Origin of the sequence: uncultured Ruminococcus sp., assembly GCF_937915125.1 — a bacterium.
In the GTDB taxonomy this organism is placed as follows: Bacteria; Bacillota; Clostridia; order Oscillospirales; family Ruminococcaceae; genus Ruminococcus_C.
In genome coordinates, this window is record NZ_CALDMP010000086.1 from 1 (window position 1) to 16,090 (window position 16,090).

Sequence of the window (16,090 nt, forward strand, 5' to 3'; positions counted from 1 at the left end):
GATTCTGCTCTACTACGCACGTGTTTCTGTCGGGTCTGACGTGACCTGGGAGGATTTGATGCAGTAACTGTCATAATTGCATAACAACGACACCCTCTGTCTGCGCAGATTTGCAGGCAGAGGGTGTTTGTCCACCCCATCGATGACAGCAATAAAAATGAGTTCAGACTGCTTTGCAGCTGCAAAGCAGAGATGAAGGTGGAGTTATTCGATATCAGAGCGAATCGGTGCAGATACTTTTGTATTGTTTGACTGGATGCTCTGATATCGGAGAAGCTTTTCAAACGTTTTTTTCTGTATATGTACCTGATCCTGCTCCCATTTTTTCAGCGTGCCAAGAGGCGTGTCTAAATATTTTGCGAGCTAAGACTGCGTGAGCTGCAAAGACTTGCGCAGTCTTTTTATTTGCTGTCCCTGCCCATGATAGAGAAATAAATTGTAGTTATCCAGCAGAGCGGTTATCTCAATGTAAAACAGTTCTGCCGCATTTGCAAGCTTGTCCAGCGGATAGGCTTCCAGAACATTTTCCTCATATCGGGCATAGGTAGTTCTGTCCACACCCATAGCAATTGCCACATCACGCTGTAAAAGTCCACTATTTGCCCGATACCATTTTAATTTGTCTGATACAGTGACAAGTTTTTCGGAATTGGGATTCTCATATAAGAAAATCTGAGACTTCGTCAAATGCCGATTGGTAATGAATCGGAAAGAGTGAATATACAAAGGCGCATAAGTCACTCCGCCACGCTGAGAACGGTAGAGAATATAGAAACCATCGCCGACCTTCCGATAAACTTTCCATGGATTAGAATAAGGCTTTTGTTTTACCTCCTGAGGTATCATAAAAGCCGCATTGATATAGTTGTATTTTCAATACATCTGCTTGCATATGTGGCAAATCGTGCCCCTTTGCTGTTGTCAAAGGAGTCCACAGCTTTTACCAGTCCCACCGTGCCAATGGAAATGAGTTCTTCCTGTTCCGGCTGGGGCACACCGTATTTTTTCGTGATATGCGCCACAAGCCGCATGTTATGCAGGATCAGTTTTTCTCTGGCTTTACGGTCGCCCTGTGCCATTGCTTCGAAACAGTCCGCTTCTTCCTGCTTGCTCAGGGGTTTCCGAAACGAGCCGGCATCGCCTACATGCAGAAAGAAAAAGAAAATGTGTTGGAAAAATTGTAAAAACATCGAATCACCTCATGAAAAAATATGCAATGTCGCTTGTACGGTATGCGGTGACAATGGCAAAAGAAAAGGATCCGGATCAAATCAATGCCCCGAATCCCTTAAGGCAACACCGCACAAAGAGCGCCTGGCGGCTTTGCAAGTCATATGCTTGCATATTTTCCGTCATATTTTACAGAAATGCTCGTGAATACACAAAGTATTCACTGCACTTTTTGCTTCATCTGACGCACAATCTTTGTGCGGTATTGCCTTTAGTTTTTTCGAAGAACAATTGCGATAAAATTCAGATAGGTTCCGCCGCCTGCCTCTATGGTTTTCCGGTCACCCCGGGCATACTCGTTGTCCTGTTTCAGCCAGTCTGCCCAGACTTCTTCGTTGCTCTCCATTTCATGCACGGAAATGACCTGCGCCGAGCTTGCACTGACAATAGCGTCCCAATACTTCACATTGTGAATATAGTCCAGCTGTTCTGGCGTCCAGGAGAGCAGAAGCTCCGGCGGAAGATGATCATGGCAATCCTGTTTCATGCCCGGAATGGCAATATAGATGTATCCGCCGCTTTTCACAAAGGGCAGCAGGCACTTGTCCAGATAGTGTTTGTCTCGTCCGAAGTAGTTGTAAGAATCCGTGCTCACAACTGCATCAAAAAAATCGTGCGCAAAGGGGAGTTCTGCCGCGTCTGCCTTTACGGGGGTGATTTGCGTATCGGAAAGACCCATGCTGTGGAAAAACTTGCGGTTTTCCTCCGGGTCACTCCAGAGGTCGGCGGCATAAACCTGGAATCCATATTCTTTTGCCAGAAAGACAGAGGTCAGTCCCTGACCGCTGCCCAGATCCAGAACGACTGCATGTTCCGGGATTTTGTGTAATTCCAGAAGTTCTTCTGTCAGCTTTATGGGATTTGGTCCCATGATTTTTTCCATGAGTGCGGGCGTACAGTATTTTTGGCTTTTGCTGTAATTCATTGTGCTTTTTCCTCCAGTTCAAATATGTGGATATGCTGTTCCAGCATATGGTTGATGTCCGTTTTCTCTTTTGCCGTGTCGTACAGCTGTATGAGCAGAAACATAGGTGCATAAAACCGCAGTGCCTGTTGCTTCGGATGCGTGCAGCCCATTTCACGAAGAAGATCTTCTACATAAGCCAAAGGTCCTGCGGAAAGATACTGCTCATAAAGCTGCACCATTTTTGCATTGCGGTATTGTTCCAGGGTCAGTAGTTTCCGGAAAGATGACGCAAAGGGATCCTGTGTCCAGTAGCGGAACATGGCACATGCAAACTGTTTGAGATTTTTGAGCGCTGTGTTTTGATATGCGGCAGGTGTGTCCTGGAATGTCTGTTCCGGCAGATTGTGGCTCTGAGCTTGTGCGGCGTCCTGTTCTTCCATGCGGCGTAGAATACTGTCGAAAATATCCTGCTTGTTTTTGTAGTGCTTGTACAGTGCCGCCTGGGTAATGCCCAGTTCACCTGAAATATCCCGGACGGAAACAGCGTCAAATCCACGCCGTGCAAACAATCGCAGCGCTGTCTGTAGAATCTTCTCCTTTGTATGGATATATCCGGCGTTTTTGACAACAGCTGTCACATAGTGAATATGCTCAAAGGCAGTGATATCGGCATCGTTCAGGAGCTGATAGTCGATCTCATCGGGTGTCAGTTCCTCGTATATGAGAAAATGGCAGTCCTCCAGTAGTTTTGTCAAGGTCATGCCATCACAGCAGAACTGCATGGGCTCGCCGCAAGCCTGTGCCATGGCGAGCATATTTCTGACACGCAGAATGTCAGAGCAGAAAAGCCCATCGTCAGCATAGTCAAATACAATGGTACTGCCTTCTGCGGCGAAGCCTGCAATTTCTGTCAGCATGTTTCGTATCTGCGGCTCTGTGAGATAATAACTCACCCCGAGCCAGCTGAAAAAGGTCTTCTTCGTGGCATCAAAACCGTTGGCAGTAAGTGCGTCTTTTAAGCTGTCCGTTGTAAAGTCCACAGGGACAAAGTGCAGATTGGACGGTGATTCCAGCCCGGCACGGGAAAGCCGCTGTTTTTTGTCAGCCTGGGTGAGAGGGTGGTCTGTTTCGAATACTGTCAGCTGTTCTGCCAGTTCCGGTTCACGCCATGCAAAAGTGTCATAGCCTGCGCCAAGGATGACATACTGTTTTGTGCCAGTCTGAACGGCAGTTTTCAGACAATCCTCGCAGTATCTTGCCCGGGCAATGGGCGTGGGAGCAAGCTGTGTGTTGACGATAAAATCCAGAAGAGCTTCCTTTGTAATATCCTTGCCCTTCAGCTTTGGCGCAAAGAAATCCTTTCCGCTGACAATATATTCTGCCATCTGTGCATATTCCGTGTCGGTGAAGAGATTTCTCGCCACATGATCTGAAAATACAGGGGATTCCGCATGCTTCGTATGGTATGCACGTACGAATGCGGACATTTTTGCGGTAATGCTTGCGTTTTGTTCCATAGGGCCTCCTTTTTGGGTAAACGATTGTTTACTGCTATAATTCTATTATAGTAAACAATCGTTCACTTGTCAAGTGGTTTTTGAAAAAAAGACAAAAAAATCCGCACACAATGGTGCGGATAGGAAATTGTCATGTAGTATCAATAAATTCCAGGTTGGCAAGACCTTGCTGTATGATTTGTTCTGTTTTGGATGTTTCTACCATAGGTGTCTCACTTTCTGTTCGTTGTGCTACTTTATTGATTGTATGCGCTCTTGCTTGTAGAGACGTTATTATTATAGGGCACCTCTAAATACCCCGAATCCGTCAGATGTGGTGCAGATTTGCGACAGATTCACTTGCGGAAAAATGCAGGAATACTTGGTGTATTTCAAGTTTTTCCGCAAGTGAAGATGGCACAAAGATGCGCTGCAGATGGCGGGTGAGCGGGTTTTTAGAGGTGATCTATAGCATAAAATACCTTTCCGCAAGGAAAATGCTGAAAACAGCATTGATTCTGGTTAGATTTTATGGTATACTGAAACAGAGAATATAATCCTTCAAAGGCAATAAAACAAATTTCAACCATAATTGAAAAGGAGCAAACCTATGGCACTGCCTGATTTTAAACAATTAGAACAAAACAAGACCGCTATACCAGAATGGGCAAAATATCTGAAAGACGGAGAATTTATCAGCTATTCCAATACGTTTAAAAGCAAAATTTACTTTGACCTGTTTGACCGATATGTTTACCCCTGTGCGGAGACAGGAGATATCCGGTACTATGTCTATGATCCAGTGAAGCACGGAGCCGACCCTGCCGGGAAATATCCCGTTCTCATGTGGCTTCACGGTGCAAGCAACTCCCTCATGGAGGAAGGCTGCATCATGTGCTGCGGTGCGGAACAGTTTGCCTCGCCGAATTATCAGAATGCCATGGGCGGTGCATATCTCATCGTGCCCCTTGCCAACGAGAAACGGCTCGCTGACGGCACCCTCACAGGAACTTGGGAAAAGGCATACTCCGCACCGGTTCAGGCGATCTTTGACCGTGTCTGTGCAGAACATGCCCGGAATGTGGGGAAGAAATTCGTCATGGGTGCATCTGCCGGCGGTTATTTCACCTGGCAGTTGCTGGAGGATCATGCCGGATATTATGACGGAGCCATTCCCATTGCATCCCCGTACATTCCCGATGATGCGGTGCTGGAGCGGATTTCCAGAGACGGCACCCGCCTCATTGTTGCTCACGGAAAGCGTGATGAACTGGTAAATTTCCAGGAATGCGTGGCACCTCGTGTGGAAAAGCTCATGCAGATGGAACATTGTCTCTGCTTCTTCCCGGAGTGGGTATATAACGGTGACGGCGGCATTTCTTCTGTGTTCTACGGCATAGAAATGGGGCAGCACTGCATGATCAACTGGTTCCAGCATGATCTTATTTTTGATAATGGCACACCTGCGGACGAAAGGCTGCCCGATGGAGTGACTGGCTGGATTCGGGAAGTATGCAGAACGTGATGCAGGAGTGGCTTACATATGAAAATCGACCGTCTCATTGGCATTCTCTCCATTCTTCTGCAAAAAGACAAGGTGACAGCCAGGGAGCTTGCAGAGACCTTTGAGGTATCCCGGCGCACCATTGTCCGGGATATTGAGGATATCAGCAAAGCCGGAATTCCCATTGTCACGACCCAGGGACAGGGCGGCGGCATTTCCATTATGGAGGGATTTCGGCTTGACCGTACTCTGCTTTCCTCTGCGGATATGAAGTCCATTCTTGCCGGACTGCAAAGTCTGGACAGCGTCAGCGGCACCAACCGCTATCGTCAGCTCATGGACAAGCTGTCAGTAGGACGATCTGGCGTCAGAAATGCCGACAACCATTTGATCATTGATCTCTCTTCGTGGGACAAATCTGCTGTTTCAGATAAGATCGAACTGATACAGACCGCTATGGAACAGGGCGAAAAGATCAGTTTCTCCTATTATGCACCTGGCGGTGACAGCCAGCGGGAAATGGAACCGTATCACCTGATTTTTCAGTGGTCCAGCTGGTATGTGTGGGGCTACTGCACCTTGCGGCAGGATTACCGCATGTTCAAGCTTACGAGAATGGCAGATCTGAAATGCACCGGTGAGCCATGCGAAAGCCGGGATGTTCCGGAATATGTCTGTGATAAGCTGCTGCACACCAAGGGAGAAATTGAAGCAGTCGTGTGGTTTGATAAATCGGTGAAATGGCGTGTCATTGACGAGTTCGGCACAGAACTCCCTCAGTTTGATGAAGATGGTAATGCGCTGCTTCGCTTTACCTGGTCGGATGTGCCATCGTTTTATCAGTATATTCTGACCTTTGGGGCGCATGCGGAGATCATTTCGCCGGAGGTATACCGGAAGGAATTTGGAGCACTATTGCATCGGATGACGGAAAAATATCGGGTGGAGAAACATGGAGTTTCGCAGGGTGGACAGGGATGAGATAGACAAGCTGGTTACTATGAGAATGCTGTATCCGAGAGAGGATTTCAGCAATGCACCAGATGCATATTTTTGCAGAATTGAAAAAGAAATGATTTCAAATATGACATACAGATGTCACATTATCTATGGTATCCTTAAGGCATCAAAATGAAATGAGGGATCTACTATGAACTATGAAATTGTACATCTGGATGAAAAGATCGTTGCAGGCTGCTGTGCCCGCACCAGTAACACTGCGCCCGACATGGGTCAGGTCATCGGCGGACTCTGGCAGAAATTCTATTCTCCGGACGGGCATCCGGCCATTCCTGGTAGGATCGGAGACAAAGCACTGGGAATTTACACCGATTATGCTGATGCGGAAAAGGGTGAGTATACGGTGATGGTTGCCTGTGAAGTCAGTGGTGCAGACGTGCCGGGATTTTTCGTGCGAAAAATCCCGGCAGGGACTTATGCGAAATTCATTGTCAAAGGTCACACGGTAACAGCGGTGCAGCAGTTCTGGCAGGAACTATGGCAGATGAAACTGAACCGTTCTTTTGTCTGTGATTTTGAAGAGTACCAGAACGCCGACTTTGAAAATGCGGAGATTCATATATACATCGGGTTGCAACAATGAATTTGCCAGACAATACGGCACAGAACATCTTCTGGACTGTCTGGAGCGGAATGACGCAAAAAGGATCATGTATCACCGCACCAGTATCGTCGGCGATTATGACGATTTTGAAAGCGTGGAACAGCTAATGGAGTTTTTAGAGGTGCCCTTTATAGAAACAGGGGAACGCTGACAGCTTGTTTTGGCTGGTGTCCCCCCCCCAGTGAGAAAAAACAGGAAGCAGGTGTGCATGTGCCTGCTTTTTGTTTTGCTTGTGCGGTATTGCTCTTGCATATCTTGCGGAAATGTGTTAAAATAAAATGAACCGATATAAACGCACACAAAGGAGGCGCCCATGCACTTTGTTAATGCCAAAGGCATTCTCTCCGCTCAGAATGGCATGAACCTGTACCGCGGCTGTACCCACGGCTGCATCTACTGCGACAGCCGCAGCAGCTGTTACGGATTCACCCATGCTTTCGAGGATATCGAAGTCAAGCGAAATGCGCCGGAATTGTTGGAAAAAGCGCTGCGTTCCAAACGAAAAAAGTGCATGATCGGCACAGGCGCTATGTGCGATCCGTATATGCACTGTGAGGAACATCTTCGCCTCACAAGGAAGTGCCTGGAGATCATTGATCGTTATGGTTTTGGTGTTTCGATCCTCACAAAATCGACCCGGATTCTCCGGGATCTGGACTTACTCAGGAGTATTCAGGAAAAGGCAAAGTGCGTGGTACAGATGACGCTGACTACCTATGACGAGAACCTTTGCCGGATTCTGGAACCCAATGTCAGCACGACCAGAGAGCGCTTTGATGCCCTGCGTATTTTTCACGAAAACGGTATCCCTACCATTGTCTGGCTGTCACCCATTCTGCCGTATATCAACGACACCAGAGAAAACCTGGAGGGCATTCTGGACTATTGTATTCAAGCTAAGGTCTATGGCATCATTTGCTTCGGCATGGGCATGACTTTGCGTGAAGGGGATAGGGAGTATTTCTATGCAGCCCTTGACCGGCATTTTCCCGGCATGAAGGAACAATACCGCAGGAGGTATGGCAATGCTTATCAATTGCAAAGCGACCAGTGGCGGGAACTGACGGCGCTTTTTCAGGAGAAGTGCCGTGCGAATGGTATTGTATATGATATGGATGCATGTTTTCAGTATCTGCATGAACTGCCGGAAAGGTATATGCAGATGTCGTTGTTTTGAATCGCTTTTTGTATAAGGTCACCTCTAAAAACCCGCTCACCCGTCATCTGCGGCGCATCTTTACGCCATCTTCCCTTTCGAAAAAACTTGAAATACATCGAGTATTCCTGCGTTTTTTCGAAAGGGAATCTGTCGCAAATCTGCACCACATCTGACGGATTCGGGGTTTTTAGAGATGCCCATAAGAAATAGATTTGGAGGTACTATGTCTAATATCGTTGAAATCACCGACTTCGCCGTTCCCGAACTGGATGTCTACGCCCGGTGTACCGAATCCCAACTGCGTCATTATTACGAACCGGAAGGCGGTATGTTTATTGCCGAAAGTCCTAAGGTTATTTTGCGTGCCCTGAACGCCGGATATGCGCCGGTTTCTCTGCTGCTGGAGCGAAAGCATATCGCAGGAGAAGCGCAGGAAATTATCTCCCGCTGCGGTGATATCCCTGTATTTACTGCCGAGCCGGAGGTACTGACTACGTTGACCGGCTTTCAGCTGACCCGTGGTGCACTTTGTGCCATGCGGCGTTCTGATATGCCAACAGTGGAGACAGTCTGCAAAGACGCACGCCGGATTGCCGTTCTGGAAAACGTGGTAAATCCCACCAATGTGGGAGCCATTTTCCGTTCCGCAGCGGCACTGCATATGGATGCTGTCCTGCTGACGCCCGGGTGCAGCGATCCCTTGTACCGGCGTGCCGCAAGGGTGAGCATGGGCACGGTGTTCCAGATTCCGTGGACATACCTGGAAAAGGATACGGACATCGAATCATTGCACAAGCTGGATTTCCGTACCGCAGCAATGGCATTGAGTGATAATTCCATTTCTATAGACGACCCAAGGCTTATGGCAGAGGAAAAGCTTGCCGTTGTGCTGGGAACGGAGGGGGATGGACTTGCTGCCCATACTATTGCCCATTGTGATTATACCGTGCGCATCCCCATGTCCCATGGAGTGGATTCCCTGAATGTTGCGGCTGCCAGTGCAGTGGCGTTCTGGCAGCTGGGAAAATAAAAGTACGGGAGAAAAACCATGAAATACAAACAAATCATTAGCGGCATTTTTCTGGAACGTCCCAACCGTTTCATTGCCCATGTGGAAATAGACGGCGTGCCGGAGATTGTTCACGTCAAAAATACAGGGCGATGCAAGGAGCTTCTTCTGTCCGGCAGTACGGTGTATCTCTCCGTTGCAGACAATCCCAGCCGCAAAACAAAATATGACCTGATTGCCGTGGAAAAACAGCGAGACGGTGCGCCGCCGCTGCTCATCAATATGGATTCCCAGATTCCCAATGCAGCTGCCGAGGAGTGGCTCAGAACGGGCACGCTCTTTTCTCCCCATGCCGTGATTCGCCGGGAAGTGACATACGGCAATTCCCGCTTTGACTTTTTTGTTACGGATGGGGAGAGAAAGGCATTTCTGGAAGTAAAGGGCGTTACGCTGGAGGAAAAGGGTATCGCCATGTTCCCCGATGCACCGACGGAGCGTGGTGTGAAGCATCTCCGTGAACTGATACAGTGCAGGCAGGACGGCTATGAAGCCTATGTCCTGTTTGTGATCCAGATGAAAGAAATGACGGCATTTCGTCCCAATGATATGACCCATTCGGCATTCGGCGATGCACTCCGGGAGGCAGATCGGACAGGGGTGAAGATTCTTGCAATGGACTGTGCAGTAACACCGGATAGCATTGTATTGGATGAAGCGGTGCCCGTGCAGCTAGACTGAAAAAAATTATGCCCTTGCTTTATTTTCAATAATGTGGTATAATACCCTATGCCGGAGAAATCTGGCTTGATGGAATGTCATTGCTGAAAGGAGTTTATGATATGGCAGAATGTAATCATCAGTGCAGTTCCTGTTCTTCCAGCGAAGGATGTCAGGAAAAGGAACAGAACGAACGTGCTATACAAAATACCAAAGGAATCCGCAGGGTTATCGGCGTTGTGGGCGGAAAAGGCGGCGTGGGAAAATCCCTCGTGACCAGTCTCCTTGCTATCCAGACACGCCGTCTGGGCTATGAGACAGCTGTGCTGGACGCAGATATCACCGGCCCGTCTATTCCGAAGATTTTCGGCATCCATGACCATGCCCAGACAGAGGACGAGTGCCTGCTGCCGCACCTGGCGCAGGACGGCACAAAGATCATGTCCCTGAACCTGCTGCTGGAAAATGAGACCGACCCCGTGTTCTGGCGCGGCCCTGTGATCTCCGGCGTGGTAAAGCAATTCTGGGAAGATGTCAAGTGGGGCAATGTGGACTTTATGTTTGTGGACATGCCGCCGGGGACCGGCGATGTGCCGCTGACGGTGTTCCAGAGTCTGCCGCTGGACGGCATTATTATCGTGTCCACACCCCAGTCTCTTGTCTCCATGATCGTGCAGAAAGCCGTTGCCATGGCGCAGCGTATGGATATTCCGGTGCTGGGCATGGTGGAGAATATGCGCTTCCTGAAATGTCCTGACTGCGGAAGGGAGATCCCGCTGTTTGGTTCTGATGATGCCGTAGACAGCACCAATGTGCCGGTGCTGGAGCGTGTCCCTCTGGATCCGAAGGTTGCCGCAGCCTGTGATGCCGGAAAGCTAGCGGAGACAGATGTACCCTATCTGGCAAAGACAGCACAACTGCTTGCCGACTCTTTCGGTGGAACGAAATCGTGACGAATTTTTTGCCGTGCTTTTTTTGTACAGCGATTTGGAACATGATTTCGTTTTATGAAAAGTGAATCCGCAAAAATGATTTGCTTTTGAAGAAACTGGTATCTATGGCGGTGAAAATCTGCAAAAACCGCTTGACAAAAGCAGAAAAATCCGTTATACTAATAACACGAACAGCAAAGGTGCTGGAGCGTTTGACGCCCAAAGCCTTTGCTGTTTTTTGTTTTGCATACCCGGCAGCAGAAAGGTACCGCTGTTCGCTGAGGAAATAACATCATGGAGAGGTGCATTATCATGGATGAAACAACAATTCTGGAAATGATAGGCGGCGAAGTATACGGCGTCTGGTTCTTAGTCGGTGCGGCACTGGTATTCTTTATGCAGTGCGGCTTTGCAATGGTAGAGGCTGGATTTACCAGAGCAAAAAATACCGGTAATATCATTATGAAAAACCTCATGGATTTCTGTCTCGGTACAGTGGTATTTATCCTGATCGGTTTCGGACTTCTGTGTGGCGAAGATCTGGTTGGTTTTATTGGCAAGCCAGGATTTGACATTTTCTCGGATTATGCTAATTTTGACTGGTCAAGCTTCGTATTTAACCTGGTATTCTGTGCAACAACGGCAACGATCGTTTCCGGTTCTATGGCAGAACGTACCAAGTTTGCATCCTATTGTATTTATTCCGTTGTCCTGTCTGCGGTTATTTATCCGGTGGAAGCGCACTGGGTATGGGGCGGCGGCTGGCTGTCTCAGCTGGCAACACCGTTCCACGACTTTGCAGGTTCCGGCGTCATCCACATGGTCGGCGGTCTGTCTGCATTGATCGGTGCTGCGATCCTCGGACCCCGTATTGGTAAATTTACCAAGACAAAGGACGGCAAGGTAAAAGTAAACGCAATTCCGGGTCACTCTATTACCATTGGTGCGCTGGGCTGCTTCATTCTGTGGTTCGGCTGGTACGGCTTCAACGGTGCTGCTGCTACTTCTGTAGATCAGCTGGGCTCCATCTTCCTGACCACAACCATTGCACCGGCAGTTGCAACTGTTGTCTGCATGATCTTCACTTGGGTAAAGTACGGAAAGCCGGATGTTTCCATGTGTCTGAATGCTTCGCTGGCTGGTCTGGTTGCAATCACCGCAGGATGCGATGTACTGGATGGACTTGGCGCAGTTATCGTTGGTGTTGTTTCCGGTTTCTTGGTATGCTTCGGTGTATGGTTCCTGGATTATGTGCTGCACATTGATGACCCGGTAGGTGCTGTTGCAGTACATTTCTTCAACGGTCTGTGGGGTGTCATTGCAGTAGGTCTCTTCGCAACCACATCTGCACCTCAGAGCGCTTGCTCCGGTCTGTTCTATGGCGGCGGCTTCGCACTCCTGGGAACACAGCTGCTGGGTGTTCTGTGCATCCTGGCATGGACGGCGGTCATGATCACCATCACATTCCTGATCATTAAGCACACCATGGGACTTCGTGCTTCTGCGGAAGAGGAGGTTCTGGGTCTGGATATCACCGAGCACGACCTTCAGTCCGCTTATGCAGACTTCATGCCGTCTACTGCTGCAGTTGCTTCTGAGGCTGCCGATGCAGCTGCAACCGGTGTTACCATTCCGGAATCCGAAATGATCGTAAAGCCGGCAAACGGCGGCAAGGCAAAGCTCACCAAGATCTCCATCATGTGCAATCCGGAGAAACTGGATGCACTCCAGGCAACACTGGCTTCTATGGGCGTCAATGGTGTAACTGTGACACATGTTATGGGCTATGGCTCCCAGAAGGGCAACTCGTCCTATTATCGTGGCGTCAAGACCGAGGGTACAAAGCTTCTCAAGAAGGTCAAGGTAGAAGCAGTTGTGGCAAAGATCCCGCCGCAGAAGATCATCGATGCTGTGAAGAAGGTTCTGTATACCGGTCAGATCGGCGACGGCAAGATCTTTGTATACGATGTAGAGGATGTTGTAAAGATCCGTACCGGCGAAACCGGATACGATGCTTTGCAGGATATCTGAGATTTGTTGAAATAATCAGAAAAAGAGAGAAAAGGATACTTTGATGAAAAACAGACGGTGCAGTACGGTGATTCCGTGCAGTACCGTCTGTTTTTCTGTATTGTCAATTTGACAAAAACAATCTGTATTTTCTGGCAGTTTTGCCGAAATCTACGAGAATTTCCTGTGCACTATTTACATTATCAACGGGATATGGTACAATATGAACAGCAATTAGAATGGAAAGGATGTGGTGACTGCGCATGAAGAAAGAACGACAGGAGACAGACCAGGAAGCATTGTTCGAAGCGGTTCTGGCACTTCGCACAGCGGACGAATGCTATGCTTTTTTTAAGGACCTCTGTACCTATCAGGAACTGAACGCCATGGCACAGCGGCTTCAGGTGGCAAAAATGCTGCATAACGGTCATGTATTTCACGACATTGTGGAGGAGACCGGTGCCAGTACAGCAACCATCAGCCGGGTGAACCGTGCCATCAAAGACGGATGCAACGGATATCAGATCATTTTCGACCGAATCCAGAATGAAACAGAAAGGAAAGAACCATGAAGAAAATCTCAAAACTGATCCGGCGTATCTCTGCCGGACTTCTCAGTGGTGTAATGCTGGTGTCGTCGGCAGCATTATCGGTCAATGCGGCATATATTGATGAGGAAAATCCTAACAACTATGACAATTTTGCCGAGGCACTTCAGCTTGCACTCTGTTTTTATGATGCCAACAAGTGCGGCGATGAGGTGACAGACGACGGCTATTATTCCTGGCGCGGAAACTGTCACGTAAAGGATGGCATGATCCCTCTAGTACCTATGGTAAGCCTTGACGACGGAAAGGCAAGCGAGGACAGCGGCAAAGGTGACGGCGGTGCAAGTGCCGCAGAGGGTCTCTATGTGGGAACCAACATGAGCGAGGAATTCATTGATACCAATCGGGAATATCTTGACCCGGACGGTGACGGCTGTGTGGATCTGACTGGCGGATGGCACGATGCCGGTGACCATGTCAAGTTTGGTCTGCCGGGCAGCTATTCTGCCTCCACTGTAGGCTGGGGCTATTATGAATTTCGTGATGCCTACATTGAAACCGGTTTGCAGCAGCATGTCGAGGATGAGCTGCGCTGGATCAACGATTACTTCATGAAAGCAACCTTCCTGGACGATGAAGGCAATGTTGTGGCATATTGTTACCAGGTGGGCGAAGGTAACAATGACCACAACTATTGGTGCGCTCCGGAATTGCAAGTGGACGATACTTACGTTGCGACTTCTTCCTGCGCCGTAAAGCGTCCGGCATACTTTGCCACCACAGAGACTCCGGCTTCGGACCAGACCGCAGGTGCTGCCGCTTCTCTGGCAGTCAATTACCTGAATTTTAAGGACACTGACCCGGAATATGCACAGAAGTGTCTGGATTATGCACTTGCACTCTATGATTTTTCCGTGCAGACCCACCACGAGACAGGGGATTCCACACTTGTGGTAGACAGCCTTGGCTATGACGGTGGTTTCTACACCTCCAGCTATGACTATGATGAACTGTCCTGGGCAGCCGTATGGCTCTATTACTGCACCGAGGATTATGACTATATCAACGATATCATTGCCGTGGACGAATCTGTCACCGGCGAAATGGGTGCGCATCCATACACCGGTTATATGAAGCGTATTATCTCCGACACCGGAAATTGCTGGCAGAATATCTGGGTACACTGCTGGGATACCGTCTGGGGCGGCGTTTTTGCAAAGCTTGCGCCTGTAACCAATATCTCTAGAGACTGGTATATCTTCCGCTGGAATCTGGAATTCTGGTCAGGTATGGGCGAAGCAGATGCAGCAGAAGCTGCTTTTGATGTTCCGGTGACAAAACATAAGTATTTTGGTATGGACGATCAGCTGTGGAATTCGACAATTACAGCTTCGGAAATTAAGGATCTGCCGGAAACAGACGGTGCATGGATCGCGAAATCTCCGGCTGGCTTTGCGGTTGTCTCCGACTACGGCAGCGCACGATATAACACAGCTGCCGGTCTCTGCGCTATGGTATATGCCAAGGAAACAGGAGATCTGACATTTGCGGAGTGGGCAAAGGATCAGATGGAATACATCCTCGGGGACAATCCCATGGGATATTCCTTTGAGGTCGGCTATGAAAACAGCTATGCGACACATCCCCACCACAGAGCGGCTTCCTGTTCTTCCAGCCAGAGCATGGACGAACCGGATCCCCAGACTCATACCCTCTGGGGTGCACTGGTGGGCGGTCCGGATCTGAAGGACTATCATAACGATGTCACAAGCGATTATATTTACAACGAAGTTACGGACGACTATAACGCTGGATTCTGCGGTGATCTTGCCGGATTGTATCATTTCTATGGTGCCGAAGGCAAGGAACTGGCGGATAAAAATGCTGTGATCGAAGATTTTGATATGTCGCAGAATGCCAAGAATGGTTATGATGTGGACGAAAGTACGCCTACCGGTTTCTATGTCACTGCCGGAAAGGCACAGGAAAATGATGCAGGACTCCAGATCAAGATCGTGATCCACAACCGCACCATCGACCCGCCACAGTTCTGTAATGATCTGCGGGTACGGTATTACTTCAACATTGACGAGCTGACTGCAATTGGTGAGGATATTTCCATGGTAGAGACACGAGTGGACTACGATGCAGAAAGCGCTATGACCAATAACCAGACTCACGCCACCATTTCAGAGCCGGTGCAGTACGATGACAACGGCATGTACTACATCGAAATTGCATGGGAAAACTGCAATTTCTATGGCAGTCGTGTATATCAGTTCGGTCTGTTGAACAAAATGAATCCTGAGACTTACGACACCACCTGGGATTCTACCAATGACTATAGCTATGGTGATCTGATCAGCTTCGAGGACGACAATGACGCGGCGGCAATCACCAAGAAGATCACTGCCTATTCCAACGGCGAACTTGTCTGGGGGGAGGAACCCGACGGCACAACGCCTTCGGAAACAACAGGCACAACGTCCGCTACCACAACAGGTAAAACTACAACCACCACAACTTCTACCACAGCCATTTCTTCGGGCAGCACAGATGCATCAACGGTGTTGTATGGGGATGTGAATCTGGATGGAAGAGTGGATATTACAGATGCAGTTCTTCTGAACCGTGCAGTAAGCGGATCGGTCAATTTGAGTGAACAGGCAGGACGCAATGCAGACTGTGATGCAACAGGCGACCTGTCGTCCGATGATGCAATGGCATTGCTGAAATTCCTGGTGCATCTAGAGAGTGTACTTCCTGTTTCGGCATAAACGATTGTAATTGCTAAGTAATACTAATCTCTGACCAAACCCATGAAAATCTTCACCGCCATCCACTCGCTGCTCGTCGTCAAACGCCCTTGCCAGGCGACAGCCTGCCTGCGGACGTTTTCCTTGATCAGCGAATGCCTGTCGGCGAATCTTTTCATGGAACTGATCAGAGATTAG

At 48.8% G+C, this 16,090-nt stretch carries 14 protein-coding genes; 10 read left to right on the plus strand and 4 right to left on the minus strand.

Annotated features, from left to right (window positions below; translation table 11 throughout):
- Positions 1–363: 363 nt before the first annotated feature.
- The 4 genes from Q0418_RS08535 to Q0418_RS08550 form a co-directional block, all read right to left on the minus strand.
- Positions 364–846, minus strand: coding sequence for a helix-turn-helix domain-containing protein (locus Q0418_RS08535; RefSeq protein WP_298483713.1), 483 nt, complete (start codon positions 844–846; stop codon positions 364–366).
- Positions 843–1,190, minus strand: a complete 348-nt coding sequence (locus Q0418_RS08540) for a sigma-70 family RNA polymerase sigma factor (protein WP_298483714.1) — start codon at positions 1,188–1,190, stop codon at positions 843–845. Before Q0418_RS08540 ends, Q0418_RS08535 begins: the two co-directional genes overlap by 4 nt.
- 251 nt (positions 1,191–1,441) lie before the next feature.
- Positions 1,442–2,155 (minus strand): cyclopropane-fatty-acyl-phospholipid synthase family protein, encoded by a 714-nt coding sequence (locus tag Q0418_RS08545; RefSeq protein ID WP_298483715.1) that lies wholly within the window; start codon positions 2,153–2,155, stop codon positions 1,442–1,444.
- Positions 2,152–3,654, minus strand: a complete 1,503-nt coding sequence (locus tag Q0418_RS08550) for an SAM-dependent methyltransferase (RefSeq protein ID WP_298483716.1) — start codon at positions 3,652–3,654, stop codon at positions 2,152–2,154. The genes Q0418_RS08545 and Q0418_RS08550 overlap by 4 nt, the downstream gene beginning before the upstream one ends.
- 589 nt (positions 3,655–4,243) lie before the next feature.
- Here Q0418_RS08550 and Q0418_RS08555 point away from each other — a divergent pair.
- The 10 genes from Q0418_RS08555 (at position 4,244) to Q0418_RS08600 (ending at position 15,913) form a co-directional block, all read left to right on the plus strand.
- Positions 4,244–5,158, plus strand: a complete 915-nt coding sequence (locus Q0418_RS08555; protein WP_298483717.1) for a hypothetical protein — start codon at positions 4,244–4,246, stop codon at positions 5,156–5,158.
- Between the two features lie 18 nt (positions 5,159–5,176).
- The gene (locus tag Q0418_RS08560; protein WP_298483718.1) at positions 5,177–6,118 is read left to right on the plus strand and encodes a YafY family protein; all 942 of its coding nucleotides are present in this window, start codon (positions 5,177–5,179) and stop codon (positions 6,116–6,118) included.
- A 169-nt stretch (positions 6,119–6,287) separates the two neighbouring features.
- A complete protein-coding gene (locus Q0418_RS08565; RefSeq protein WP_298483719.1) occupies positions 6,288–6,740 on the plus strand; it encodes a GyrI-like domain-containing protein in 453 nt (150 codons plus the stop codon).
- A gap of 334 nt (positions 6,741–7,074) precedes the next feature.
- Positions 7,075–7,938, plus strand: coding sequence for a radical SAM protein (locus Q0418_RS08570; RefSeq protein WP_298483720.1), 864 nt, complete (start codon positions 7,075–7,077; stop codon positions 7,936–7,938).
- 205 nt (positions 7,939–8,143) lie between these two features.
- The gene (locus Q0418_RS08575) at positions 8,144–8,950 is read left to right on the plus strand and encodes an RNA methyltransferase (protein ID WP_298483721.1); all 807 of its coding nucleotides are present in this window, start codon (positions 8,144–8,146) and stop codon (positions 8,948–8,950) included.
- Between the two features lie 18 nt (positions 8,951–8,968).
- The gene (sfsA, locus tag Q0418_RS08580) at positions 8,969–9,667 is read left to right on the plus strand and encodes a DNA/RNA nuclease SfsA (protein ID WP_298483722.1); all 699 of its coding nucleotides are present in this window, start codon (positions 8,969–8,971) and stop codon (positions 9,665–9,667) included.
- A gap of 101 nt (positions 9,668–9,768) precedes the next feature.
- Positions 9,769–10,599 carry an Mrp/NBP35 family ATP-binding protein gene (locus tag Q0418_RS08585; RefSeq protein WP_298483723.1) on the plus strand — a complete coding sequence of 277 codons (831 nt, stop codon included), beginning with the start codon at positions 9,769–9,771 and terminating at the stop codon, positions 10,597–10,599.
- Between the two features lie 291 nt (positions 10,600–10,890).
- Positions 10,891–12,609 (plus strand): ammonium transporter, encoded by a 1,719-nt coding sequence (locus Q0418_RS08590; RefSeq protein ID WP_298483724.1) that lies wholly within the window; start codon positions 10,891–10,893, stop codon positions 12,607–12,609.
- Between the two features lie 242 nt (positions 12,610–12,851).
- A complete protein-coding gene (locus tag Q0418_RS08595; RefSeq protein WP_298483725.1) occupies positions 12,852–13,160 on the plus strand; it encodes a YerC/YecD family TrpR-related protein in 309 nt (102 codons plus the stop codon).
- On the plus strand, positions 13,157–15,913 hold the full coding sequence (locus Q0418_RS08600) for a glycoside hydrolase family 9 protein (protein WP_298483726.1): 2,757 nt from the start codon (positions 13,157–13,159) through the stop codon (positions 15,911–15,913). Before Q0418_RS08595 ends, Q0418_RS08600 begins: the two co-directional genes overlap by 4 nt.
- Positions 15,914–16,090 lie beyond the last annotated feature (177 nt).